Annotated in this window: 22 protein-coding genes; 9 read left to right on the forward strand and 13 right to left on the reverse strand. The window is 74.4% G+C overall.

All coding sequences use genetic code 11. The features are described from left to right. Positions 1-36: 36 nt before the first annotated feature. The 3 genes from AB0N29_RS00175 to AB0N29_RS00185 are packed head-to-tail and all read left to right on the forward strand — an operon-like array spanning position 37 to position 2,709. Positions 37-438 carry a hypothetical protein gene (locus tag AB0N29_RS00175; RefSeq protein ID WP_364863139.1) on the forward strand — a complete coding sequence of 134 codons (402 nt, stop codon included), beginning with the start codon at positions 37-39 and terminating at the stop codon, positions 436-438. A 40-nt stretch (positions 439-478) separates the two neighbouring features. Next, complete coding sequence (locus AB0N29_RS00180; protein WP_364863140.1) at positions 479-1,582, forward strand: FUSC family protein; 1,104 nt, start codon at positions 479-481, stop codon at positions 1,580-1,582. Next, entirely contained in the window at positions 1,579-2,709 is a 1,131-nt protein-coding gene (locus tag AB0N29_RS00185) for a DNA polymerase IV (RefSeq protein WP_364863141.1), read from the forward strand. The genes AB0N29_RS00180 and AB0N29_RS00185 overlap by 4 nt, the downstream gene beginning before the upstream one ends. Here the strand turns inward: AB0N29_RS00185 and AB0N29_RS00190 are convergent. Both AB0N29_RS00190 and AB0N29_RS00195 read right to left on the reverse strand, forming a co-directional pair. After that, positions 2,706-3,839: a glutamate--cysteine ligase gene (locus AB0N29_RS00190; protein WP_302269801.1), complete on the reverse strand. Its 1,134-nt coding sequence runs from the start codon at positions 3,837-3,839 to the stop codon at positions 2,706-2,708. The genes AB0N29_RS00185 and AB0N29_RS00190 overlap by 4 nt on opposite strands. A gap of 56 nt (positions 3,840-3,895) precedes the next feature. Further along, positions 3,896-4,429, reverse strand: a complete 534-nt coding sequence (locus tag AB0N29_RS00195; RefSeq protein WP_364863143.1) for a DUF402 domain-containing protein — start codon at positions 4,427-4,429, stop codon at positions 3,896-3,898. Positions 4,430-4,452: 23 nt separating this feature from the next. Between AB0N29_RS00195 and AB0N29_RS00200 the strand changes: the two genes are divergently transcribed. Beyond that, the gene (locus tag AB0N29_RS00200; RefSeq protein ID WP_302269803.1) at positions 4,453-5,829 is read left to right on the forward strand and encodes a threonine/serine exporter family protein; all 1,377 of its coding nucleotides are present in this window, start codon (positions 4,453-4,455) and stop codon (positions 5,827-5,829) included. A 27-nt stretch (positions 5,830-5,856) separates the two neighbouring features. Here the strand turns inward: AB0N29_RS00200 and AB0N29_RS00205 are convergent, their stop codons facing one another. Together AB0N29_RS00205 and AB0N29_RS00210 are read right to left on the reverse strand one after the other, a co-directional pair. Next, positions 5,857-6,699 carry an SDR family NAD(P)-dependent oxidoreductase gene (locus AB0N29_RS00205; RefSeq protein ID WP_302269804.1) on the reverse strand — a complete coding sequence of 281 codons (843 nt, stop codon included), beginning with the start codon at positions 6,697-6,699 and terminating at the stop codon, positions 5,857-5,859. Further along, positions 6,696-8,282 (reverse strand): NAD(P)/FAD-dependent oxidoreductase, encoded by a 1,587-nt coding sequence (locus AB0N29_RS00210; protein WP_364863145.1) that lies wholly within the window; start codon positions 8,280-8,282, stop codon positions 6,696-6,698. The genes AB0N29_RS00205 and AB0N29_RS00210 overlap by 4 nt, the downstream gene beginning before the upstream one ends. A gap of 41 nt (positions 8,283-8,323) precedes the next feature. Between AB0N29_RS00210 and AB0N29_RS00215 the strand changes: the two genes are divergently transcribed. Beyond that, a complete protein-coding gene (locus AB0N29_RS00215) occupies positions 8,324-8,929 on the forward strand; it encodes a TetR/AcrR family transcriptional regulator (protein ID WP_302269806.1) in 606 nt (201 codons plus the stop codon). 111 nt (positions 8,930-9,040) lie between these two features. On the opposite strand, the gene rocD is transcribed toward AB0N29_RS00215, so the two are convergent. The 3 genes from rocD to AB0N29_RS00230 are packed head-to-tail and all read right to left on the reverse strand — an operon-like array spanning position 9,041 to position 12,534. Continuing rightward, complete coding sequence (gene rocD / locus AB0N29_RS00220) at positions 9,041-10,270, reverse strand: ornithine--oxo-acid transaminase (protein WP_364863147.1); 1,230 nt, start codon at positions 10,268-10,270, stop codon at positions 9,041-9,043. A gap of 30 nt (positions 10,271-10,300) precedes the next feature. Next, positions 10,301-11,788, reverse strand: coding sequence for a HAMP domain-containing sensor histidine kinase (locus tag AB0N29_RS00225; RefSeq protein ID WP_364863149.1), 1,488 nt, complete (start codon positions 11,786-11,788; stop codon positions 10,301-10,303). Then, positions 11,788-12,534, reverse strand: a complete 747-nt coding sequence (locus tag AB0N29_RS00230) for a response regulator transcription factor (RefSeq protein ID WP_364863151.1) — start codon at positions 12,532-12,534, stop codon at positions 11,788-11,790. Before AB0N29_RS00230 ends, AB0N29_RS00225 begins: the two co-directional genes overlap by 1 nt. A gap of 100 nt (positions 12,535-12,634) precedes the next feature. Between AB0N29_RS00230 and AB0N29_RS00235 the strand changes: the two genes are divergently transcribed. Beyond that, positions 12,635-13,570 carry an SDR family NAD(P)-dependent oxidoreductase gene (locus AB0N29_RS00235; RefSeq protein WP_364863153.1) on the forward strand — a complete coding sequence of 312 codons (936 nt, stop codon included), beginning with the start codon at positions 12,635-12,637 and terminating at the stop codon, positions 13,568-13,570. Positions 13,571-13,574: 4 nt separating this feature from the next. Then, the gene (locus AB0N29_RS00240) at positions 13,575-15,164 is read left to right on the forward strand and encodes an NAD(P)/FAD-dependent oxidoreductase (protein ID WP_364863155.1); all 1,590 of its coding nucleotides are present in this window, start codon (positions 13,575-13,577) and stop codon (positions 15,162-15,164) included. A 104-nt stretch (positions 15,165-15,268) separates the two neighbouring features. Here AB0N29_RS00240 and AB0N29_RS00245 read toward each other — a convergent pair whose 3' ends face one another. From AB0N29_RS00245 to AB0N29_RS00260, 4 genes are all read right to left on the reverse strand, one after another. Next, entirely contained in the window at positions 15,269-15,421 is a 153-nt protein-coding gene (locus tag AB0N29_RS00245) for a hypothetical protein (protein WP_302269812.1), read from the reverse strand. Between the two features lie 82 nt (positions 15,422-15,503). Further along, positions 15,504-16,112 (reverse strand): DUF3618 domain-containing protein, encoded by a 609-nt coding sequence (locus tag AB0N29_RS00250; protein ID WP_364863157.1) that lies wholly within the window; start codon positions 16,110-16,112, stop codon positions 15,504-15,506. After that, positions 16,088-16,570 (reverse strand): phage holin family protein, encoded by a 483-nt coding sequence (locus AB0N29_RS00255; RefSeq protein WP_302269814.1) that lies wholly within the window; start codon positions 16,568-16,570, stop codon positions 16,088-16,090. The genes AB0N29_RS00250 and AB0N29_RS00255 overlap by 25 nt, the downstream gene beginning before the upstream one ends. After that, positions 16,567-17,319, reverse strand: a complete 753-nt coding sequence (locus AB0N29_RS00260; protein WP_364863160.1) for a hypothetical protein — start codon at positions 17,317-17,319, stop codon at positions 16,567-16,569. Before AB0N29_RS00260 ends, AB0N29_RS00255 begins: the two co-directional genes overlap by 4 nt. A 119-nt stretch (positions 17,320-17,438) precedes the next feature. Here AB0N29_RS00260 and AB0N29_RS00265 point away from each other — a divergent pair, with 119 nt between their 5' ends. Next, positions 17,439-17,831 (forward strand): hypothetical protein, encoded by a 393-nt coding sequence (locus AB0N29_RS00265; protein ID WP_364863162.1) that lies wholly within the window; start codon positions 17,439-17,441, stop codon positions 17,829-17,831. Positions 17,832-17,847: 16 nt separating this feature from the next. On the opposite strand, the gene AB0N29_RS00270 is transcribed toward AB0N29_RS00265, so the two are convergent. Beyond that, on the reverse strand, positions 17,848-19,329 hold the full coding sequence (locus AB0N29_RS00270; RefSeq protein ID WP_364863164.1) for a glycosyltransferase family 39 protein: 1,482 nt from the start codon (positions 19,327-19,329) through the stop codon (positions 17,848-17,850). A 53-nt stretch (positions 19,330-19,382) separates the two neighbouring features. Continuing rightward, positions 19,383-20,924, reverse strand: coding sequence for an FAD-dependent oxidoreductase (locus AB0N29_RS00275; protein WP_364863166.1), 1,542 nt, complete (start codon positions 20,922-20,924; stop codon positions 19,383-19,385). Positions 20,925-21,028: 104 nt separating this feature from the next. On the opposite strand from AB0N29_RS00275, the gene hrpA reads away from it, so the two are divergent. Beyond that, complete coding sequence (hrpA, locus tag AB0N29_RS00280; RefSeq protein ID WP_364863168.1) at positions 21,029-24,919, forward strand: ATP-dependent RNA helicase HrpA; 3,891 nt, start codon at positions 21,029-21,031, stop codon at positions 24,917-24,919. Position 24,920 lies beyond the last annotated feature (1 nt).

The following is a 24,920-nucleotide window of genomic DNA, read 5'->3' on the forward strand; positions in this document are numbered from 1 at the left end:
CGGAACCAGCCGGTGCGCGAGACCTCGGGAGAAGACATGGACAAGCGGTTCGGCAACGGCCTGGCGACGGGTGCGGCGGCGGTCGGGGTGGTGGCCGGCCTCGTCGTCGGCGGGTGGACCGGAGGGGCGGCGGTCGCCGACGGGGGCACGGATCGGGGCGCGGTGGCCCCCGGGCAGGTCGCCGGGAAGCCCTACAAGCCGGTTCCCCACACGATCGTCGAGGTCACCGGGGACAAGGTCAACGGCTTCGAGATCCTCCGGTACGACGGCAGCGAGCAGTTCCCGCCGACGGACTCCGAGGCGCACGCCGAGTGCCGGGAGTACGACACCGAGGTGGCTCGGGTGCGCTGCCGCAGCGAGGTCCGCACCTGGTACCGCGACCTCGCGGACATGAAGCGGGCGATCAACTACGCGCAGTCGCTCGCCTCGCCGTCGTGACCGGTCGGCGTCCCGCCGGGGCTCTGGCACGATCGGCCGCATGCACGAGCCCGGCCCGGTCGACCGCCTCCGCGAACGCGGCCGGACCTCGATGCGGGCCCGGCTCGGCCGGCTGTCGGCCAAGCGATGGCAGATCGGGCAGTGCGCGGTCGCGGCGGGCGTGGCCTGGTTCGTGGCTGCCGACCTGCTCGGGCACCCCACGCCGTTCTTCGCGCCGGTCGCCGCGGTGGTCAGCCTCGGCACGTCCTACGGCCAGCGCCTGCGCCGGGTCGCCGAGGTCACCGTCGGCGTGGCCGTCGGCGTGCTCGTCGGGGACCTGCTCACGCTGCAGATCGGCACCGGCGGGTGGCAGCTGACCCTGGTGGTCGTGCTGGCGATGTCGACCGCCTTCCTGCTCGACGGGGGGCAGCTGGTGGTCACCCAGGCCGCCGTGCAGTCGATCGTCGTCTCCACGCTGGTGCCCGATCCCGGCGCCGGCCTGGTGCGGTGGACCGATGCGTTGGTGGGCGGTGCCGTGGCGCTGCTCGCGGCCACCGTCGTGCCCTCGGCGCCCCTGCGGCGACCGCGGGAGCAGGCGGCGCTGGTGGTCCGGAAGATCGCCACGCTGCTGCGCGCCGCGGGGGAGGTGATGACCGACGGGGCGTCGGACCGCGGCATGGCGCTGCTGGCCGACGCCCGCACGACCGACCGGCTGATCCGCGAGCTGCAGGCCGCCGCCGACGAGGGCATGGCGGTCGTGACGTCCTCGCCGTTCCGGGTGCGGCACCGGGGGAACCTGCGACGGATGGCCGACCTGGTCGAGCCGCTGGACCGGGGGCTGCGCAGCACCCGGGTGCTGGTGCGCCAGGTGGCGGTGCTGGCCTACCACCGCCGGCCGGTCCCCTCCTCCTACGCGCTGCTGGCCCTGGACCTCGCCGACGCCGCGGACGCGGTGGCCGAGGAGCTGGAGGCCGACCGCACGCCGGCCGCGGCCCGGTCGGCACTGCTCGCCGTCGGGGACGCCTCCGGGCGGGTCGAGCGGGCCGCCGAGATGAACGCCGAGGTCGTGCTCGTCCAGCTCCGGTCGGTCGTGGTCGACCTGCTGCTCATCACCGGCATGGACCAGCTGGAGTCCACCAACGCTCTGCCGCCGCCGCCGCGATGACCCACCCCGAGGACACGCCGGGAGCGGCCGCCGACCCACGGGCCGGCTGGGTGCTGCACGTCGACCTCGACCAGTTCATCGCCGCCGTCGAGGTGCTGCGGCGGCCCGAGCTCGCCGGGCGGCCGGTCGTGGTGGGCGGTCGCGGCGACCCGACCGAGCGCGGGGTCGTCTCGACCGCGTCGTACGAGGCGCGCGAGCACGGGGTCGGCTCGGGCATGCCGCTGCGCGCGGCCGCGCGCAGGTGCCCCGACGCGGTGTTCCTGCCGGTGGACCGACCGGCGTACGACGAGGCCTCGGCGGAGGTGATGGCGACGCTGCGGGCCACGACCTGGGACGGCGCGCCCGTGGTCGTCGAGGTGCTCGGCTGGGACGAGGCGTTCCTCGCCGTCGACCCGGCCGCGGAGGGGGTGGGGGGAGGGACCCCCACCAGCCCGGAGGACCTCGCCGCACGGATCCGGGCCGCGGTGCTCGAGCGCACCGGCCTGCACTGCTCGGTGGGCATCGGCGACAACAAGCTGCGCGCCAAGATCGCGACGGACCTCGGCAAGCCGCGCGGGACGTACCGCCTGACGGCGGAGAGCTGGTCGGAGGTGATGGGCGACCGGCCGACCGACGCGCTGTGGGGGATCGGCCGGCGCACGGCCAAGCGGCTGGCCGCGCTCGGCATCGACACCGTCGCCCAGCTCTCCGCCGCCGACCCCGCGCTGCTGGCCGCGGAGCTCGGGCCGACGATGGGTCCCTGGTACCGCCGGCTCGGGCGCGGGGTCGACACCAGCCCGGTCGACCCGACGCCGTACGTCCCACGGGCGCACGGCCGCGAGGAGACGTTCCAGGCCGACCTGGAGGACTGGTCGGAGGTCGAGCAGGCGGTACGTCGCCTGGCGCGGGCGGCGACGGCGGACATCGACGCCGAGGGTCGGCTGGCGGCGCGCGTGGGCATCAAGGTGCGCTTCCGGCCCTTCCTCACCACCTCCCGCAGCCGGACCCTGCCGGCGCCGACGAACGACCCGGAGGTGCTGGCCGACGCGGCGGCCGGCCTGCTCGACCGGGTCGAGCGGGACCGGCCGGTCCGGCTGCTGGGGGTGCGGCTGGAGATGGTCCCGCCCGAGGGCGGGTACGCCCGCTAGCGCCCCAGGCCCTGGCGCAGCTCGCCGACCACCGAGTCGACGACCGCCACGAGGTCGCCGGAGGACTCCTCCGCGACGGCCCGCTGCCGCTGGTAGGACGCCCCGCGCCCGGGGACGTCGGCGACCGACGCCAGCTCCGCGGAGCACCCGAGCCGCTCGGCGACCGGCTCGAGCCGCGCCACGAGGTCGACCAGGTCGTCGGTGACGAGCCGCTCGTTGGAGTCCGCGTCGAGGATGACGATGGCGTCGAGGCCGTACCGCGCGGCCCGCCACTTGTTCTCCTGCACGTGCCACGGCGGCATCGTCGGCAGCTGCTCGCCGGCGGCCGCCCGGGTGTCGAGGTCGACGACCAGGCACTGGCAGAGGGCGACGATGGCGGCGAGGTCCTCGAAGGAGGAGACGCCGTCGCACACCCGGTTCTCCAGGGTGCCCAGGTGGGGTGCGGGCCGCACGTCCCACCGGATCTCGCTGAGCTCGTCGATCACACCGGTGTGCAGCTGGTCCCCGGCGAAGGACTCGAACTCCGACCAATGCTGGAACTGGAAGGGCAGCCCCGCGGTCGGCAGCTGCTGGAACATCAGCGCGCGGTTCGAGGCGTAGCCGGTGTCGACGCCCGCCCAGATCGGCGACGACGCCGAGAGCGCCTGCAGGTGCGGGTAGTGGTTGAGCAGGGAGGACAACACCGGCATCACGCGCTCCTGCTCGGGCAGGCCGACGTGGACGTGCACGCCCCAGATCAGCATCTGCCGGCCCCACCACTGGGTGCGGTTGATCAGCTCCTCGTAGCGGTGACCCTCGGTCAGCTGCTGCGCGGTCCAGGACGCGAACGGGTGGGTGCCGCCGCCGTACAGGTCGACACCCAGCTCGTCGGCGACGGGCACCACCGCCTCGAGGGCGTGCCGGAGCTCGGTCACCGCCTCGTCGACGGTCCGGCAGACCCCGGTCACGACCTCGACGGTGTTGCGGAGCAGCTCCTTGTGCAGCTGCTCGGGGCTGGCCATCCGCGGCCGGGCGGCGTCGATCAGCTCCGAGGCGGCGTTGACCAGGTCGCGGGAGCCGCGGTCGACCAGCGCGAGCTCCCACTCCACCCCGATGGTGGGCTCGGGCGAGGGCCGGAAGTCGATCCGCACGGCACCAGCGAAGCACACCGGCGGGCGCCGGGCGCCGGCGCGCTCCCCGCCGGCGCTCAGAGCCGGGCCAGCCACCCCTGGGCGGTGCCGTCGTACGGCGCGGCGCCGGCCTCGGCGAGCGCGCGGACCCGCTCGCAGGAGGCGACGGCCAGGTCGCAGACCTCCGGCGGGTAGCCCAGCGTCACCCGGTGCTCGGCGAACTCGTCCTCGTCGTCGACCCACACCCGTCCGGTCGGACCGCGCAGCACGTCGAGGTCGAGGTCGACCGCCCGCAGGACGGTGCCGTCCCAGACCGGCGGCGTCGTCATGTCGACGTAGGCGTCGAGCGGTCCGCCCTCCCCGTGAAAGGTCGCCAGCCACGCGCGGCCCAGCTCGGGACCGGCCGGCGGGACCAGCACGACCTGGTCGGTGGGGGCGACGTACGACGCCCCGGGCCGTGACATCGGGGTGCCGGCGCGCAGCCCCAACCAGTCGCCGTGGACGTCCGTGCCGAGCACGACGGCCTCGAAGGTCCAGTGCGGCACAGCGCCCCACTTGGTCATCGTCACAGCGACCCGGGAGCCGGCCGGGGGAGCCTCCGAGAGCGACATGGGCCCTGTCTAGCATCGGCGCCATGTCGGCGTCGGAGGAGTCCTCGGTCCGCACGATCACCCAGACCCTGGACCTCTCGCTGCGCATCGGCGAGCTGCTCCTGGCCTCCGGTGCGGGGGCCGCCGACGTGACCGCGACGATGCAGGCCGTGGCCCGCAGCCTGGGCCTGCGCAACGTCGACGTGGACATCACCTTCACCTCGATGTCGATCAGCCACCAGCCGGTCAGCGACGAGCCCGCGATCGTGCAGCTGCGCTACGTCAAGCAGCGCGCGATCGACTACGAGCACCTCACCCGCGTGGACCACCTGGTCCGGGCGCTGCTGCGCCAGGACCTCGACCTCAAGGAGGCGCGCTCCGAGCTGGGCCGGATCACCTCCTCGGGCCACGACCGGCCGCGGTGGGCGATCACCGTCGGCTGGGGCCTGATGTGCGGCGGCGTCGGCCTCCAGCTCGGCGGCGACATCGCCGTGGTGGTGATCGCGCTGTTCGCGGCGATGGCGATCGACCGGCTGCAGCTGCGGATGTCGCGTCGCCGCTACCCGGTCTTCTACCAGCAGGTCGCGGGCGGCGGCCTGGCCACGGTCATCGCCCTGCTGGCGGCGGCGACCCCGCTCGCGCTCGACCCCTCGCTCGTCGTGACGGCGAACATCGTCATGCTGCTGGCCGGCATCGGCTTCTTCGGGGCGCTGCAGGACGCGCTCACCGGCTTCTACATCACCGCGGGCGCCCGGCTCACCGAGGCGATCCTCGCGACGTCGGGGATCATCGCGGGCGTCAGCGGCGGCATCAGCCTCGCCTACGCGGTCGGCGTCGAGGTGCCCCAGCTCGACCCGGGCAGCGGCACGCTCTCCGGGGTCGGGCTGATGATCCTCGGCTCCGCGCTCGCCGCCGGGGCCTTCGCGTTCGCCTCCTACGCGCCGCGGCGCAGCCTGGCGCCGATCGCGCTCGTGTCCGCGGTGGCGATGGCGATCTCGCAGTCGGTGGCGGCGCCCGGGATCGGGCGGGCCTGGTCGGTCGCGCTGGCGGCGCTGTTCGTGGGGCTCGTGGGCTACACCGTCGGCGGCCGGCTGCGGGTCCCGCCGCTGGTCGTGGTCGTCTCCGCGGTGGTGCCGATGCTGCCCGGCCTCTCGATCTACCGCGGGCTCACCCTGCTGGCCGAGGGCGGCGGGTCGACGAGCGCCGGGCTGCTGGCGATGGTCACCGCCGGCTCGGTCGCGATGGCGCTGTCGGCCGGCGTGATCCTCGGCGAGTACGTCGCGCAGCCGGTCAAGCGGGAGGCGGCCCGGCTGGAGAGCCGGCTGGCCGGCCCCCGGCTGGTGGGTCCGCTGCGGACCCGCCCCGACGGGTCGCAGCGCACCCGGCGCAGCGCCCGCCGCCGGGCCGAGACCTCCGTCTAGCGGAAGTCCGGCCCGGCGGTCCGCCGCTCAGACGACGGTGGTCTTCGCCGGCAGGACCTTCTTCGAGACCCGCGCGACGACGTCCTGGTAGCGGGCCCCGGTGAGCTTGCCGAACCAGTGCAGCGCGTGCGCGTCGCTGCCCACCAGGACGCGCGACTTGTCCCCGAGCACACCGGCGATGATCACCTCGGCGGCCTTCTCCGGGGTCGTCTTGGCCAGCTTCTTGTCGAAGAACGACGCGGTCTTGGCCTGGTCCTCGCGCGAGGAGACCCGGGCGTTCCGCGCGATCGCGGTCTTGATGCCGCCCGGGTGGACGACGGTGACGCCGACCCGGTGGCCGGCGGAGAGCATCTCGATGCGCAGCGCCTCCGACATCCCGCGCACGGCGTACTTCGTCGCGTTGTAGATCGACTGGCCCGGCATCGAGACCAGCCCGAACAGCGAGGACAGGTTGACCACGTGGCCGTCGCCGGAGGCGATCAGGTGCGGGAGGAACGCCTTGGTGCCGTGCAGCACGCCCCAGAAGTTGATGCCGACGATCCACTCGATGTCGGGGTAGTCCAGGTCGACCAGGTCCCCGGCCAGCGCGACGCCGGCGTTGTTGACCACCACGTTGACCCGGCCGAACTGGTCGGCCACGGACGCGGCGTACGCCGTCATCGCGTCGCGGTCCGCGACGTCGAGGCGGTCGGTGCGGACCTCGCGGGCGCCGGCGGCGCGCGCCTGGTCGGCGGTCTCGGCCAGCCCGGCCTCGTCGACGTCCGACAGCGCGAGCAGCGACCCGCGGCGGGCGCAGTCGAGGGCGAGGGCCCGGCCGATGCCGGAGCCGGCTCCGGTGATCACGACCACCTTGTTCTCGAGCGTCTTCATGCGGGTACGTCCTCCGTCTGGTGGGGGGTGGGTGGGGTGGTGCCGGTGGGTAGGGGAGCGGGCTCGCCGCGCACGGCGTACGCCGCGGCGTCGAACTCGCGGAGCGCGGCGCGGAAGCCGAACGTCGTCCGCGGCCACAGCGTCGTGTTGCGGCCGTGCTCGTCGAGGTACCAGCTCGAGCAGCCGCCGCGGTGCCACACGGTGCGCTTCATCCGTTGCTGGAGCCGGTCGTTCCAGCGTGCGGCGACGTCCTCGCGCGGCTCGAGCGCGGCGTACCGGTTGAGGCGCATGGTGCGCAGCGCCTGCCGGACGTACTGCACCTGGGACTCGATCATGAAGACCATCGAGGAGTGCCCGAGGCCGGTGTTCGGGCCGACCAGGAGGAAGAGGTTGGGGAACTCCGGCACCGTCGTGCCCTTGTACGCCGCCATGCCGGACTCCCGCCAGCGCTCGGCCAGCGTGCGGCCGCGCCGGCCGACCAGGTGCTCGGTGATCGGCAGCTCGGTGGTGTGGAAGCCGGTGGCCACGATGATGACGTCGACCTCGCGCTCGGTGCCGTCGGCGGTGACGACGGAGGTGGGCGTGACCCGGGCGATCCGGTCGGTCACCAGGTCGACGTTGCCGGCCGCGAGCGCGGGGTAGTAGGCGTTGCTGATCAGCACCCGCTTGCAGCCGAGCGCGAAGTGCGGGGTGACCCTCTCCCGCAGGTCGGGGTCGCCGATGCCGCGGGCGATGTTGGCCTCGGCGAGCTTGCGGGCCGGGTACGCGATGCCCGGCTCGAGGGTGAACGCCGGCACGTAGGTCTCCCGGCCCCAGTAGACCGCCGTCCGGTAGGCCCGCTGCAGGCCGGGCACGCGGCGCAGGGCGGCGCGCTCGAGCGCGGAGTAGCGCCGATCGTTGCGGGGGATCACCCACGGTGCGGTGCGCTGGTAGACGTCGAGGCGGGCGGCCACGCGCTGGACCTCCGGCACGATCTGGATGGCCGAGGCGCCGGTGCCGATCACCGCCACCCGCTTGCCGGCCAGGTCGACGTCGTGGTCCCAGCGCGCCGAGTGGAACAGGTGCCCGCGGAAGTCCCCGATGCCCTCGATGTCGGGGAGCTTGGGCTCCGAGAGGCCGCCGGCGCCGACGACGAGGCTGCCCGCGGACCAGGTGCCGGTGGAGGTCCGCACCGTCCACCGGGCGGCGGCGTCGTCCCAGGTGGCGTCCTCGACGCGGGTCCCGAACCGGAACCGGTCGAGGGTGCCGGACTCCCGGGCCACCCGCCGCAGGTAGGCCTGGATCTCCGGCTGCGGGGAGAACGACGAGGTCCAGTCGGGGTTCGGCGCGAAGGAGAAGGAGTAGAGCTGGCTCGGGACGTCGCAGGCGGCGCCGGGGTAGGTGTTGTCGCGCCAGGTGCCGCCGACGTCGTCGCCCTTCTCGATGACGACGAAGTCGTGCTCGCCGTCCTCCTGCAGCTTGATGGCGGCGCAGAGGCCCGCGAAGCCGGCGCCGATCACGAGGTGGTCGACGTGCCGGACCGTCGGGTCGGCCTGCTCGGCCTGCGCGGCCGGGTGGGCTGGGTCGGTGGCGGTGGTGCTCATGCTCCCGACGCTATTGGCACTATTGAACGAGCGTCAATAGGATGGGGGTCGTGACGCCACCCACACGCACCCGCCTCGCGCCCGAGGAGCGGCGGACCCAGCTGCTCGACCTCGGCGTGCGGCTGCTGGCGACCCGGTCGCTCGACGAGCTGTCGATCGACGTGCTGGCCGAGGAGGCCGGGATCAGCCGGGGCCTGCTCTACCACTACTTCGGCGGCAAGCAGGCCTTCCACGAGGCCGTCGTCCGCCACGCCGCCGACGACCTCATCGCGCAGACCGCGCCGCCCGAGGGCGGCGAGCCGCTCGAGCGGCTGCTCGCGTCGGTCACGGCGTACGTCGACTACGTCGTCGCCAACCACGCCGGCTACCAGTCGCTGGTCAAGGCGGCCGCGAGCGGCAACGACGTGCTGCGCGAGATCTACGAGGACGCCCGCTCCGCGCTCACCGGACGGATCTTCACCGAGGACCCCTGGGGCGACGTCGTGCCCGACACCCCGGTCAACCGGCTGCTCGTCCGCGGCTGGTCGGCCATGGTCGAGGAGCTGGTCCTCGCCTGGGTGGCCGACCCCGCCGACGTGCCCCGCGAGCGGCTGCTCGAGCTCGCCGCCGTTTCCCTGCCCGCCCTCGTGGAGTCGGCCGGCTCCTGACGGGCGGCCCAGGCCCTTGCGGGCTGTAACGCGCCGTCCGCGCATCTACCGCGCCGGTGGAACGGCGCGGCAGATGGTCGGACAGCGCGTTGCAAGCCGCGACTGGCCGCCTCAGGTGCCGAGCGGCCCCGAGGAGATGACGTCGGCGAGCTGGTCGAGGCCCCACTCGAGGTCCTCGCGGCTGACGACGAGCGGCGGCGCGAGGCGGATCGTGGAGCCGTGGGTGTCCTTGGCCAGCACGCCGCGGGCCATCAGCGCCTCGCAGACCTCGCGGCCGGTGCCGATGGTGGGGTCGATGTCGACGCCGGCCCACAGCCCCCGGACGCGTACGTCGACGACGCCGCGGCCGACGAGCGACTCGAGCCGCTCGCGGAGCACGACGCCGAGCTCGGTGGCCCGTGCCTGGTGCTCACCGGTGGCGAGCATCTCAACGACGGCGTGCCCGACCGCGCAGGCGAGCGGGTTGCCGCCGAAGGTGGAACCGTGCTGGCCGGGCCGGAGCACGCCGAGCACGTCGCGGTCGGCCACGACGGCCGAGACCGGGACGATGCCGCCGCCCAGGGCCTTGCCCAGGACGTAGATGTCCGGCACGACGCCCTCGTGGTCGCAGGCGAACGTCTTGCCGGTCCGGCCGAGGCCGGCCTGGATCTCGTCGGCCGCCATCAGCACGTTGGTGCGGGTGCACAGCTCGCGCAGCCCGCTGAGGAACCCCTCGGGCGGCAGCACGACGCCGCCCTCGCCCTGGATCGGCTCGACGAGCACCGCGACGGTGTCGTCGTCGATCGCGGCCTCGACCGCGGCGAGGTCGCCGTACGGCACCTGCACGAAGCCGGGGGCGAAGGGCCCGAAGCCGTCGTGGGCGTCGGGGTCGTCGGAGAAGCCGACGATGGTGGTGGTCCGGCCGTGGAAGTTGCCGGTGAAGACGATGATCTTGGCCTGGCCCGGGGTCACGCCCTTGACCTCGTAGCCCCACTTGCGCGCGACCTTGATGGCGGTCTCGACGGCCTCGGCGCCGGTGTTCATCGGCAGCACGAGCTCCTTGCCGCACAGGTCGCCGAGCGCGGCGCAGAAGTCGGCGAACCGGTCGTGGACGAACGCGCGGCTGGTGAGCGTGAGCCGGTCGAGCTGCTCGTGCGCGACCCGGAGCAGGCCGGGGTGGCTGTGGCCGAAGTTGAGCGCGGAGTAGCCGGCGAGCAGGTCGAGGTAGCGCTTGCCGTCGACGTCGGTCATCCACGCGCCCTCGGCGTGCTCGACGACCACCGGCAGGGGGTGGTAGTTGTGCGCGGTCCGCTCCTCCGCGCGCTGGAACGGCGTGCGGGCGGTCTCGGTCAGGGTGGTCATCGTGCCTCCTTCGGGTCGTACACCAGATTGTCAGACAATCTGACGAACGTCCGCATCGGCGGGGCCCGGGTCGTTCGGCCCGGGCCGTGGCAGGTCGACCTCGATGGTGGTGCGGCCCGGACGGCTGGCCAAACCGACGTGGCCGCCGTGGGCCCCAACGATGGCCCGGACCAGCGCCAGCCCCAGGCCCGCCCCGCCCCCGGAGGAGCCGTCGCGGGAGCGGGAGGAGTCGCCGCGGGCGAACCGCTCGAACGCGGAGTCGACCAGCCCGGGAGGGAAGCCCGGACCGTCGTCGGCGACCACGAACCCGTGGTCCGTGCCGCGCACCGTCACCGTGGTCCCCGGCGGGGTGTGCTTGCGGGCGTTGGTGAGCAGGTTCGTCACGACCTGGTGCAGCCGCAGCTCGTCGCCGAGCACCTCGACCGACTCCTCGGGGAGCTCCAGGCGCCAGCGGTGGTCGGGTGCCACGACCCGCGCGTCCTCGGTGGCCTCGAGCAGCAGGCGGGTCAGGTCGACCGGCTCCCGGGCGAGCGGGCGGCCGGCGTCGAGACGGGCCAGCAGCAGGAGGTCCTCGACGAGCGCGGTCATCCGCGCCGACTCCTCCTCCACCTTGGCCAGCGCGGCCGTCCCAGTCGCGGTGTCGTCGGGGTGCCGGCGGGCCAGCTCGGTGTAGCCGGCGATCGTCGCCAGCGGCGTCCGCAGCTCGTGGGAGGCGTCGGCGACGAACTGGCGCACCTGCTGCTCGCTGCGGTGCCGCTCGCGCAGCGCCGTCTCGACGTGGGACAGCAGGCTGTCCAGCGCCGCCCCCACCTGCCCGACCTCGGTGCGCTCGTCGGTGAGGTGGGCGGGGACCCGCTCGGCCAGGTCGATCTCGCCGCTGGCCAGCGGCAGGTCGGCGACGGTGTGCGCGGTCGCGGCGACCTCGCGCAGCGGCCGCAGCTGGCGGCGTACGACGAGCAGGGCGGCAGCGCCGCCGGCGAGCAGCGCGGCCAGCACCAGCACCGCCTCCCAGACGACGAGGTTGCCCACCGCGTCGTCGACGTCCTCGGTTGGGAGACCGGCGGCGACCGACCCGTCGTCGCTCATCAGCACCCGGTAGCCGCCCAGTCCGGCCAGGTCGACGTCGTGCGGCTCGCCGTCCTGCGGCACCGCGTCGAGCTGCTCGGACGCGTCCTCGCTGAGGTCCTCGACCACGACGCGACCGTCGTCGCCCTGGGTCGGGACGGTGCCCTGCCACGGCGGCGCGACGTCGGCGTACCGCCAGGCGAGCACCGTCCCGATCTCGTCGCCGGGTCCGCGCAGCTCTCCGTCGTCGCGGAGCGGTCCGTTCGGGAAGGGCATCGCGCGCCGGTCGTGCTGCGCCCGGTCGAGCGCCCGCGCGACGTCCTGGTCGAGCTGGCCGGTCAGGTAGGACCGCACGGCGAAGGTCGTGGCGGTCCCCACCAGCAGCGAGACGAGCAGCACGATCGCCGTGGTCGTGAGCACCAGCCGAGCGGTCAGCGACCGCAGCCGGGTCATCAGGGGGCCGGCTTCAGCACGTAGCCCGCGCCGCGCAGGGTGTGGATCATCGGGGCGCGGCCGGCGTCGATCTTCTTGCGCAGGTAGGAGATGTAGAGCTCGACGACGTTGGCCTGGCCACCGAAGTCGTAGTTCCAGACGCGGTCGAGGATCTGGGCCTTGGACAGCACGCGGCGCGGGTTGCGCATCAGGAAGCGCAGCAGCTCGAACTCCGTGGCGGTCAGCGTGATCTCCTCGCCCCCGCGGGACACCTCGTGGCTGTCCTCGTCCAGGGTCAGGTCCCCGACGGTGAGCACCGAGGACGTCGCCGCCTGCCGGGCGCCCGCGCGTCGCACCAGGCCGCGCAGCCGGGCGACCACCTCCTCGAGCGAGAACGGCTTGGTGACGTAGTCGTCGCCGCCGGCGGTCAGCCCGGCGACCCGGTCCTCGACGGCGTCGCGGGCGGTGAGGAAGACGACGGGGAGGTCGGGAGCGGTCACCCGCATCCGGCGCAGCACCTCCAGGCCGTCGAGGTCGGGCAGCATGATGTCGAGGACGACGGCGTCCGGGCGCTGCTCGCGGGCGGTGCTGACGGCCTTCGAGCCGGTGTGCGCCACCTCGACCTGCCACCCCTCGTAGCGCAGCGCCATCGCGACCAGCTCGGCCAGGTTGACCTCGTCGTCGACGACGAGGACGCGCAGCGGGGAGCCGTCGGGCCGGGTGAGGGCGGGGGCGGCAGCGGGGCCGGCGGGACGAGCAGCATCCATGGGACCCACCGTGCCGACGCTACCTGTGAGCCTGCTGTGAAGGCCCGCAGCGCAGGGTGTGGAGCGGATATGGCGGCAGCAGCCCGGGTATCGGGCGGCCATGAAGAACCCACGTCCCGGGGACGTCGTCGTGATCACCGGAGCCTCCAGCGGGATCGGCCGCGCCACGGCGCTCGCCGCGGCCGCCGAGGGGGCCCACCTCGTGCTGGCGGCACGGGGGGTCGGCTCGCTCGACCTCGTGGCCGCCGAGTGCGACGACGCCGGGGCCGCCTCGACGACGGTCGTGCCGACCGACGTCGGCGACGACGCCGCGGTCGCTGCCCTCGTCGAGGCGGTGCTGGCCCGCCACGGGCGCATCGACGTCTTCGTCAGCTCCGCCGGCGTGGTCGCCTACGGCCGCACCGAGGAGGTGCCGCAGGAGGTCTTCGACGGCGTGCTGCGCACCAACCTGCTGGGCGCCGCCAACGTCGCGCGCCACGTCGTGCCCGTCCTCCGCGGCCAGGACTCCGGCACACTCACGCTCGTCGGCTCGGTCATCGGCCACATCGCGGTGCCGGGGATGACGGCGTACGCGGTGAGCAAGTGGGGTGTGCGGTCGCTGGCCCGCCAGCTGAAGCTGGAGAACGCCGACAAGAAGGGCGTGACCATCTCCTACGTCGCGCCGGGCGGCGTGGACACCCCGATCTACCAGCAGGCCGCCAACTACGACGGCTTCGAGGGCCGCCCGCCGCCGCCGGTCGCCAGCCCGGAGCGCGTCGCGACGCAGGTCCTGTCCCGGATCGGCCGCGAGGGCGCCCGGGCACAGCTGCTGGTGAGCAACGAGGTGATCCGCTTCGGGTTCAGCGCGGTGCCGTTCGTGTACGACGCGATCATCGGGCCGTTCTTCCGGTACGGCGCCATCGACCGGCTCCGGCCGACCGGGCCGACCACCGGGAACGTGCTCGCCCCGCGCCAGAGCGGCAACAAGCTGCACGGCGACCAGGGCAACGCGATCGCGGGCATCGCGCGCAACGTCCTTGGCCAGCTGCGCAGGTGACCCGGTGACCGAGACCTACGACGCCGTCGTCATCGGGGCCGGCCCCAACGGGCTGGTCGCCGCCAACCACCTGCTCGACCAGGGCTGGTCGGTCCTCGTCCTCGAGGCGCAGCCGGACGTGGGCGGGGCGGTCCGCAGCGACCGCGAGCTGCACCCCGACTACGTCCACGACACCTTCAGCGCGTTCTACCCGCTGGCGGCCGGGTCGCCGACGATCCGGTCCTTCCGCCTCGAGGAGCACGGCCTGCGCTGGGTGCACAGCCCGGCGGTGCTCGGCCACTGCCTGCCCTCGGGGGAGTGGGCGACGCTGCACCGCGACCGCACGGTCACCGCGTCGCTGATGGAGGCCCAGCACCCTGGCGACGGCGACGCCTGGCTCCGGCTCTGCGACACCTGGGACACCATCGGCGACCAGGTGGTCGGCGCGCTGCTGACCCCCTTCCCGCCCGTGCGGCCCGCGGTCGGTGCGCTCGCCCGCCTGCCCAAGGTCGGCGGCCTGTCGTTCGTGCGCGAGATGCTCACGCCGGTCATCGACATCGGTCGGCACCGCTTCGGCGGGTTCGCCCCGCGCATCCTGCTGGCCGGCAACGCCGGCCACTCCGACATCCCGTTGAGCGCGCCCGGGTCGGGCCTGATGGGCATCCTGCTGACGATGCTGGGGCAGACCGTCGGCTACCCGGTCCCCGAGGGCGGCGCCGGCATGCTCACCCAGGCGATGGCCACGCGGGTCCGTGCGCTCGGCGGCACCATCCGCTGCGACGCCGAGGTGGTCAAGGTCGAGGTCGAGAGCGGCCGGGCGGTCGCCGTACGCACCCACGACGGCGAGCGGTACGCCGCGCAGCACGCGGTCGTCGCCGACGTCGCGGCGCCGCACCTCTACGGCGGGCTCGTCGCCGCCGAGGACCTCCCCGCCAGCACGATGCGCAAGATGGAGTCCTTCGAGATGGACCCCGGCACCGTGAAGGTCGACTGGGCGCTGGACGGCCCGGTGCCGTGGAAGACCGAGCCGCCGCACGCGCCGGGCACCTTCCACGTCGCGGACTCCGTCGAGCAGATGGCCGAGGCGCTGCACCACGTCAACAGCCGCACCGTCCCGGCCCGGCCGTTCATGCTGGCCGGCCAGATGACCACCGCCGACCCGACCCGCTCCCCGGCGGGCACGGAGTCGCTGTGGGCCTACACGCACGTGCCGCAGGACATCGCCCGCGACCTCGGCGAGGACCCGGTGCGCGGCACCTGGGACCGCGACGACTGCGAGCGGTTCGCCGACCGGATGCAGGCCCGGATCGAGGAGCTCGCGCCCGGGTTCGGCGACAAGGTCGTCGGCCGGCGCGTCCTCGGCCCCCGGGAGATGCAGGCACGCGACGCCAACCTGATCGGGGGTGCGCTCAACGGCGGCACCTCCCAGCTGCACCAGGAGCTGGTCTTCCGCCCCGTGCCGGGCCTGGGCCGCTCTGAGACGCCGGTCAAGGGGCTCTACCTCGGCTCGGCCTCGGCCCACCCCGGTGGCGGCGTGCACGGGGCCTGCGGCATGAACGCCGCCCGCGCCGCCGTCGTCCACCGCCGGGTCCGCCGGGTGGTCCGCGGCCGCTGACCGGCGTACGCCTCCGCCACGACCACAGGGTCGTGTGCCCCTCGCCGCGCCGCAGCGCGTCGGGAGGCACACGACCCTGTTCGTCGTGGGTGGTGCCGCGGAGGTCAGCCCTCGGTCAGGCCGGTCTCGTCGCCGGAGCCGGCCTCGGCGGCCAGGCCGTCGCCGTCGGCCTGCTCGTCGAGCTGCTCCTGGACCTCGGCGATCTCCTGCTGCTCGGGGTTGCGCTGGTCGCCGGTCTCGTTGCTGCTCTCACTCATCTGGTCCTCCTGGGGTGGTCGGGGTGGACGCACGAAGCGGCGGTGCCCCGCAGGGCACCGCCGCTCGCGTGTCGGGGTGGGTTCAGCCCTGGGCGTCGGACTTGACCGACTCCGCAGAGGACTGACTCTCCTCCTTGACCTTCTGGGCCGACTCGGTCGCCGACTGCTTGACCTCCTGGGCCGCCTGGGCGGCCTGGTCCTTCACGTCGGCGGCGAGCGACTGGCCGGCGCCGCGGGCCTCCTCGAGGAGGGGTTGGCCCTTCTCCTTGGCCGTCTCGATGGTCTGGTGGGCGAGGTCGGCCTCGGCCTTGCTGGCCGGGATCAGCGAGGCGATGACCAGGCCGGCACCGAAGGCGACGAGGCCGGCCGCGAGCGGCGAGCCCTGCACCTGGGAGCTCGCCGTGCCGACCGCCGAGGAGGCGGCGCCGCGGACGTCGGGGGCCGACATGCCCGAGGTGCTCGGCATGGAGTCGCCGGCGCTGCTGGCCTTGTCCTTGACGGTGTCGCGGACGTCGGTCGCGGTGCCCATGATCCGGTCACGGACGCCGAGCACCTTGCTGCGCGCGGCCTCCTTGCGCCGCTCCACGATCGCGGAGGGGCTCACCCGGTCCTGCAACGCGTCGAGGTCACCGGCCATGCGGGCCCGGGTGTCCTCGATCTGGCTGTTCAGCTCTTCTGTGCTCTGGCCCATTGGGCGTCCTCCTTCAGGGTCTGCTGCGTCTGCGGCAGCTGGGGGTTGCTCTCCTTGAGGGCCTTGCGGCCGGTCAGCGCCAGGACACCGGCGACGATCGCCCACACCGCCGTGGCGATGAGAGCGGCGACCTCGATGGGCATCCAGTTGTCGAGCAGGAACACCAGGGTCAGGGTGAGGAAGAGGAGCGTGAAGTAACCGGCGAGGCCGGCACCGCCGAGCAGGCCGGCACCCTTGCCGGCCTTGGCGAACTCCTCCTTCATCTCGACCTTGGCCAGGTCCATCTCCTGCTTGATCAGGGTCGTCAGGTCGTTGGTGACGTCGCTGACGATCTCGCCGAGGCTGCGGCCGTCGGCCGGCTGGCCGGGTTCACGGCCCTCCACCGGCGTGGAGCCGCTCGGCTGACCCTTGGGCTGGGCGCCCGGGTCGTGCAGCGGCTGGTGAGTGGGTTGGGTCACCGCAGGTCCTCCGAGCTCAGGCCGCCACCGCTGTAGCCGGTCTCGTTGCCGGACAGCTCGTCACGGGGCGGCTGGGTGGGCTGCCCCGGGGTCGAGGTCGGCATCGGCGGGTTGGTGGTGGCGGTGCCGACCGGCTCGGTCGACGTCGTGCCGGTCACCCCCACGTCGGTGCCCAGGGAGCCCGTGCCGGTCGACAGGGGAGCGACCGGGGTGGTGGGCGTGCTGCCGTAGGTCGGCGTGGTGCCGTAGGTCGGCGTGCTGGGTGCGGCGGTGGCGCCGGCGATGCCGTCACCGGCCCCGCGGACCAGCCGGCCGGCGACCACGCCGGCCGCGAGGGCGCCGAGCAGGAAGGTGCCCGGACGCTGCCGCGCGAAGCGGCGTACGTCGTCGAGCAGCTCGGTCGGCTCGCGTCCGTCGAGACGGCTGCCGAACGAACGGACCTGCTGGGCCGCCTGGCGGGTGAGGTCGGTGGCGAGACCGCCCGGGGCCTGCTCGGCCATCCCGTCGAGGTCGTCACCGAGGGTGCTGAGGGTGGTGACCAGCCGGTCGCGCTGGGTGCGCGCCTGGTCCTGGGCCTGGGTGGTGACCTGGCCGAGCGTGTCGTTCACGACGTTGCGGGCCTGCTCGGCCGCCTGGCCGGCGACCTGCTTCGCCTCGCCCGCCGCGGTCCCGGCGACGTGGCGCCCCTCCTCGGCGGCGGTCGACGCGGCCTGCTGGGCACGATCGGTCGCGCTGGTGTCGGTCGTCATCTGTGTCCTCCCGGATGGGGTTGGTGTGCCCCGTTCCGGTGACCCTCGCGCGTCGATTCATCCTCACCCCTGGGTGGGAGCACAGCGCGCGCACAGGCTCCGGGCCCAGCCTGGGGGCCATGAAGGAGAACGTGGAGAAGAACGTGGAGAAGGACGTGGACGAGAACCCGCCGGAGACTCCCGTGGAGGAGATCCGACGCGGACGCGGGGCGGCGGCCCGCGCACGACTGCGGGCGCTGGGCCGGCGCACCGTGGGCACGTGGGTCCTGGTCGTCGTCGCCCTCGCCGCGCTCCTCGTGGGTGGTGCCGGCGGGGCGCTGGTGCACGCGGCCGTCGACGACGGTGGTCGGCACGGTCGCCCGGACCTCGCGGACGTGCGCGAGCACGGGCCCGACCGCGGTGACCGCGACGCCCCGGGCGGGCCGCCGCCCGGTGCACCGGAGGGGACGGCACCGGAGGAGGACGTGCAGCCCGACGCCGTGCCGGACGGCACCAGCGGCGACGCCACCTGACCCGCTCGCGGGGGCCTCAGCCCAGGCGGCGCAGCCGCGGCCAGAGGTCGGACCAGCCGCCGAGGGGGCCCCGGCAGACCAGCACGGGACGGTCCTGCTCGTCGTTGTCGAGGCCCACGCCGTTGTCGACCAGCGCCACCTGCTCCGTCGAGGCGCACCACTCCTCGACGCGCGCGGCCGGCCAGCCGACGACCACCGCCGTCGCGTCGTCGTCGGCCGGCGGCCCGAGGTCCCACAGCGAGTTGTGCCCGCTGTGCACCGGGACCTCGGGCAGCCAGCGGGCGACCGCGCCGGCCTCGCCGTAGTTCCCGGTCACCACGACCGCACCGGGGCCCGCGGCGTCCAGGCCCGCCTCGACGGCGTCGACGAACGCCGGCCAGCCGACGGTCTCGCCGGCGTCGTAGTTCACCGCGACCACCGGGGTCCCGGCCAGCCGGTCGGCCGGCAGGACCGGCAGGAAGAGCACCGCCCCCACGACCGCGCCGAGCGCCGTCCCCGCCACCAGGGCGGTGCGTCGCACCCGCGCCCGGCCGCGTCCGACCCAGGCCACGACCGCGACCGCGCCGGCGCCGACGAGGGGCGCGTACGCCGCCGCGAGGTAGTACGCCTTGCCGCCGGTCACGGTCACGACGACGGCCAGCACGCCCCACGACAGGAGCAGGAACCGTCGGTCGCGCAGCTGCGGCGACCGGGCGAGACGCACCGCGCCGACGACGACGAGCACCACGCCGACCGGCGGGCCGACCAGGCCCGGTTGCGTCGCCCACAGCTCGACCAGCCCGGTGCTCGTGCCGGAGCCGCCTGCGGCGATCGCCTCGGCCAGCTCCAGCTGCGGCCAGCCGTGGGCCCGCTGCCAGAGCAGGTTCGGGGCCCCCAGGGCCAGGGCGACCAGCCCGCCGGCGTACAGGTGCACCGAGCGGAAGGGGTGGCGCGGCCCGGCCACCAGGAGGCCGACCACCAGCGACGCCGCGAGGAGCAGCGGCAGCGACTTGACCTGCAGGCCGACCCCGAGCACCAGGCCGGCCGCCCACCACCAGCGCGGGTCCTCGAGCGCGCGCAGCACCACCAGCACGAGGGCCACCTGGACGAGGAGGTCGTACGTCGAGGTCGACACGAGGTGCCCGACCGCGAGGGTGACCGGGGCGAGCCCCATCACCACCGCCGCCAGCACCTGCGCCCCCGTTCCGCCGCCCAGCCGGCGGGCGAGCAGCCCGGTGAGCCAGGCGACCGCACCCGCGGCGAGCGCGGACGGGAGCCGGAAGAGCCACAGCCGGCCGCCGGTCACCGCGTCCCACGCGTGGGCGAGCACGGGGACGAGCGGCGGCTGGTCGACGTACCCCCAGTCGGGGTGACCGCCGACGAGGACGAAGTACAGCTCGTCGCGGTGCGGCCCGTAGCGGTCGGCGGTGAGCAGCAGGAGCGCGGAGACGCCGGCCGCGACGAGCGCGAGGTGACGGGTCGCCGGACCCGGCAGGTCCACGGCTCGCGCTGGGGGCACGGCGCGACCCTAGGCCGACCGGCGGCCCGCTGTCGTGGGTTCCCGGAGCCGGGTCAGGCGCGCAGCAGGTCCCGCACGGCGAGCGAGGCGAAGACCATCGCCGACCCGAGCGGCGCCCCGGGCCCGGGGTAGACGCTGCCGAAGAGGGAGGCGGCGGAGTTGCCCGTGGCGTACAGGCCGGGCACCGGCGTGCCGTCCTCGCGCAGCACCCGGGCGGCGGCGTCGGTGACCAGGCCGCCCTTGGTGCCGAGGTCGGAGAGGACCACCCGGGCGGCGAGGTACGGCGGCCGGTCGCACGGCGTCAGCGCCTTGTTGGGACCGGTGCCGCCGGCGAAGAACGTGTCGTACTCGTCCTCCCCGCGGCCGAAGTCCTCGTCGACCCCGGACTCGCAGAAGCCGTTGAAGCGCGCGACCGTCGCGGTCAGCGCGTCGACCGGGAGGCCGGTCGCCTCCGCCAGGCCCTCGAGGGTGTCCGCGCGGACCCACGTCCCCGCGGCGAAGTGCGCGTCGTGGTCGCCCTCGGGGATCGCGATCGCCGGCAGCCGGCCGTCCTCGCGTGAGTCGAAGACGAACCAGGAGGGGATGCGCTCGGGGGCCTCGGCCATGACCCGGCCGAACCGGTCGTAGGGCAGGCACTCGTTGCCGTAGCGGTGGCCGGTCTGGTCGACGATGAGCCCGCTGCGGAACCCGAGCGTGAACGCGCCGGTGCCGTCGGGCTGCTCGAGCCCGGGGCAGAACCAGCCGAGGCCCGAGTAGTCGCTCGCGGCGCCGATCGACTCGGCCGCGGCGATCGGCTCGCCGGTGTTGGTGCCGGTCGGCGCCATCGTCCACGCGGCGGATCCCGGCACGCCGTGCTCCTCCCGGGCCGCGGCGTTGCCCTCGAAGCCGCCGGCCGCCAGGAGCACGCCGCGGCGCGCCCGGATCTGCACCGGCCCCTCGGGGCTCATGCCGACCACGCCGACGACGCGCCCGGTGCCCTGCTCGCCGTCGGTCAGCAGCCCGGTCACGGGCAGGCCGGTGGACACCGCACCACCCTCGCGGACGAGCATCGCCGCCAGCCGCGCGACGAGGGCCTGGCCGCCGGTCAGCGTGCGGCGGCCGGGCTGGCCCGCGCGGTCGCGCTCGACGGGAGGCCGCACCCACGCCGCGACCTGCTCGGGGAGGTCGTCGCGGCGGATGCCGGACGGTTGGATCGAGCGGCCCGACGGCACCCGGCCGGGGGCGTCGTAGTACTCCGCGAACGGGGTCCACTCGAACTCCATGAGCTCGTCGGACTCCAGCTCCGCGACCAGCTCCGGGGCGTGGGCGAGGAACGCCTCGACCCGGTCCTGGTCAGGGTCCTCGAGGATCGCGCCGAGGTAGGCCCGCGCGCCGTCGGTGGAGTCGGGCAGGCCGGCGCGCTGCTGCACGTCGCTGCCGGGCAGCCAGCAGGCGCCGCCGGAGTACGCCGAGGTCCCGCCGAGGAAGCCGGTCTTCTCGACCACGACGACCGAGAGGCCGGCGCGCGCCGCCAGGACCGCCCCGGTCAGGGCGCCACCGCCCGACCCGACCACGACGACGTCGTACTCCTGGCTGTCCTCACCGGTGCCGATCACCGGGCGATCGTCGCGGTAGAACGTGTTCTACGCAACGGGCCGTCCCAGCCGCGTGGCGATCTCGGGTGCGGGGGCCACCACCGGGCTGGGATGATGGAGCGGTTGTGGAGATCACCTACCCGCCGGAGCTGCCGGTCACCCAGCGCCGCGACGACATCGCGGCCGCGATCCGGGACCACCAGGTCGTGATCGTGGCCGGCGAGACCGGCTCCGGCAAGACCACCCAGCTGCCCAAGATCTGCCTCGAGCTCGGCCGGGGCCGCGGTCCCGGCGAGGGCGGCGGGCTCATCGGGCACACCCAGCCACGGCGGATCGCCGCCCGGTCGGTCGCCGAGCGCATCGCCGGCGAGCTCGGCACCGAGCTCGGCGGGCCCGAGAGCCCGGTGGGCTACCAGGTCCGGTTCACCGACCGGACCTCGAAGGCGACCCGGGTCAAGCTGATGACCGACGGCATCCTGCTCGCCGAGCTGCAGCGCGACCGGATGCTGCGCAGGTACGACACGATCATCATCGACGAGGCGCACGAGCGCAGCCTCAACATCGACTTCCTGCTCGGCTACCTCAAGCGGCTGCTGCCCCGGCGCCCCGACCTCAAGCTGGTCATCACCAGCGCCACCATCGACCCCGAGCGGTTCGCCGAGCACTTCTCCGACGGCCGCGGGCGACCCGCACCGATCATCGAGGTCTCGGGCCGCACCTACCCGGTCGAGGTCCGCTACCGGCCGCTGCTGGAGCTGCCGGAGAACGACGACGAGGGCGAGCCGATCGTCCGCGACCAGACCGAGGCGGTCGTCGACGCGGTCAAGGAGCTCTCCGCCGAGGGACCCGGCGACATCCTGGTGTTCCTCCCCGGGGAGCGGGAGATCCGCGACACCGCCGACGCGCTCTCCGAGCTCGCCGGCTCCACCCGCGGCGGCGGCACCGAGGTCGTCCCCCTCTACAGCCGGCTCTCCGCCGCCGAGCAGCACCGCGTCTTCGCGCCGCACACCGGCCGCCGGGTCGTCCTGGCCACCAACGTCGCGGAGACCTCGCTGACCGTCCCGGGGATCCGGTACGTCGTCGACACCGGCGTCGCGCGGATCTCGCGCTACTCCCTGCGCACGAAGGTCCAGCGGCTGCCCATCGAGCCGATCAGCCAGGCCTCGGCCAACCAGCGCTCCGGCCGCTGCGGCCGCGTCGCCGCGGGCATCGCGATCCGGCTGTACTCCGAGGAGGACTTCACCGGGCGCCCGGAGTTCACCGACCCCGAGATCCTGCGGACCAACCTGGCCAGCGTCATCCTCCAGATGGCGAGCCTCGGCCTCGGCGACCTCGGCCGGTTCCCGTTCGTCGAGCCGCCGGACCGCCGCAACATCACCGCCGGCGTGCAGCTGCTCGAGGAGCTCGGCGCCCTGGCCGTGCAGGCCGGCACCGAGGACGAGGGCCGGGCCGGCCAGCGGCTGACCCGGCTCGGCCGCCGCCTGGCCCGGCTGCCCATCGACCCGCGCCTGGCGCGGATGGTCCTGGAGGCCGAGCGGCTCGGCTGCGTGCGCGAGGTGGTCGTGATCGCGGCCGCGCTGTCGCTGCAGGACCCGCGCGAGCGGCCCGGCCCCGACCACCCCGCCGAGCAGGCCCGGGCCGACCAGCTGCACGCCCGGTTCAAGGTCGAGGGCAGCGACTTCCTCACCTGGCTCGAGCTGTGGCGCTACCTCAAGCAGCAGCAGAAGGACCTCAGCAGCAGCGCGTTCCGTCGGCTGTGCCGTGCCGAGCACCTCAACTACCTGCGCGTCCGCGAGTGGCAGGACTTCGAGTCCCAGCTGCGGCAGGTGTGCAAGGAGATGAAGATCGACGTGGGCCACCCCGCCGACGTCCCCGACGCCGACGGGATCCACCAGGCGCTGCTCTCCGGTCTGCTCTCCCACATCGGCCTGCTCGAGGAGCGGGACAAGAAGGAGAAGGCGGGGGAGCGCCGGCGGGGTCCGCGCGAGTACCTCGGCGCCCGCGGCGCGCGGTTCGCGATCTTCCCCGGCAGCGGGCTGGCGCGGAAGAACCCGACGTACCTCATGGCCGGCGAGCTCGTCGAGACCAGCCGGCTGTGGGCCCGGCAGAACGCCGCGATCAAGCCCGAGTGGGCCGAGCGGCTGGCCGGCGACCTGGTCAAGCGCACCTGGAGCGAGCCGCACTGGAGCAAGAAGCGCGCGGCCGTGATGGCCTACGAGCGGGCGACGCTGTACGGCGTGCCGCTGGTCGCCGACCGGCTGGTGTCCTACGGCAAGGTCGACCCGGTCGTCTCCCGCGAGCTGTTCATCCGGCACGCGCTCGTGCAGGGCGAGTGGCACACCCGGCACCGGTTCCTGGCCGAGAACAAGCGGCTGCTCGAGGAGGCCGAGGAGCTCGAGCACCGCGCCCGGCGCCGCGACATCGTCGTCGACGAGGAGACGCTGTTCGACTTCTACGACGCCCGGGTGGGCGCCGAGGTCGTCAGCGGCGCGCACTTCGACCAGTGGTGGAAGCGGGAGCGGCAGGGTCGCCCCGAGCTGCTGACGTTCGACCCCTCGATGCTGACCCACGACACCGCCGAGGAGGTCCGCGAGGCCGACTACCCGCAGGAGTGGCAGGCCGAGGGGCTCACCTTCCCGATCAGCTACCACTTCGAGCCGGGCACGGTGGAGGACGGCCTCACCATCGACGTGCCGGTCGCGACGCTGAACCGGGTCGCGGCCGAGGACTTCTCCTGGAACGTGCCGGGCCTGCGCGAGGAGCTGGTCACCGAGCTGATCCGCAGCCTGCCGAAGAACCTGCGGGTCAGCTTCGTCCCGGCACCCAACAAGGCGCGGGAGTTCCTCGCCGCGGTGCCGCCGGGGGAGGAGCCGCTGCTCGACGCGCTCGAGCGGTGGTGCCGCTCCACGACCGGGGTGGTCGTGCCGCGGGAGGCGTGGGACTGGTCCAAGGTCCCCGAGCACCTGCGCCCGACGTACCGCGTCGTCGACGAGCAGGGTCGTGAGCAGGCCCGGGGCAAGGACCTCGAGGCGCTCAAGGCCCCGCTCCGGCCGCGGTTCCGCCGGGCGCTGGAGGAGGTCGCCACCGAGAGCGGGCTGACCCGCACCGGCGCCACGACGTGGGACTTCGGGACGGTGGACGCCTCGTTCACCCAGAAGCGCGCCGGCCACGAGGTCAAGGCCCATCCCGCGCTCGTCGACGAGGGGTCGACGGTCGGCCTCCAGGTCTTCGGGTCCGCCGACGAGCAGGAGGCCCGGCACCGCCTCGGCGTCGTCCGGCTGCTGCTCCTCGACACGCCCTCGCCGGTCAAGGCGGTCCTGGACTCCCTCACCAACCACGAGAAGCTCGCGCTGGCCGGCTCGCCGTACCCGTCGGTCGGCGCGCTGCTCGAGGACTGCCGTCGCGCGGTCGTGGTGGACCTGGTCGACGCCCGGCCCACGGTGCGCGACCGCGCGGCGTACGACGCGCTCCGCACGCTGGCGGCCGCCGACCAGGAGGCGCGGCTGCGCGCCGTGGTGGCCGACGTGATCCGCGTGCTCGACCTGTGGCGCCAGGCCGACAAGGCGCTGAGCGGCCGCGCGGAGATGACGATGCTGCCCGCGCTGTCGGACCTCAAGGCACAGCTCGCGCGGCTGGTGCACCCCGGTTTCGTCGGCGAGGCCGGGGCCGCCCAGCTGCGGTCCTACCCCCGCTACCTGCAGGCGCTGCTGCAGCGGCGGACCCGCCTCGACGAGGGCTGGGCCGCGGTCGACCGCGACCGGCGCCTGATGGACCAGGTCGCGGACCTGCAGGACGCCTGGCAGCACGCCACCGACGCGCTGGCGCCGGGACGTCCGCCGGGCGCCGCGCTGCGCCAGGTCCGGTGGATGCTCGAGGAGTACCGCGTCTCCCTGTGGGCCCAGCAGCTGGGCACCGCCACCCCGGTCAGCGACCAGCGCATCCGCAAGGCGCTGCAGCAGGCCAGCGGCTCGGGCCCGGGCGGTGGCTCGCGCGGTGGCTCGGGCGGGCGGGCGTAGC

Source organism: Nocardioides sp. NPDC092400 (assembly GCF_040684155.1).
Classification (GTDB): Bacteria; Actinomycetota; Actinomycetes; order Propionibacteriales; family Nocardioidaceae; genus Nocardioides.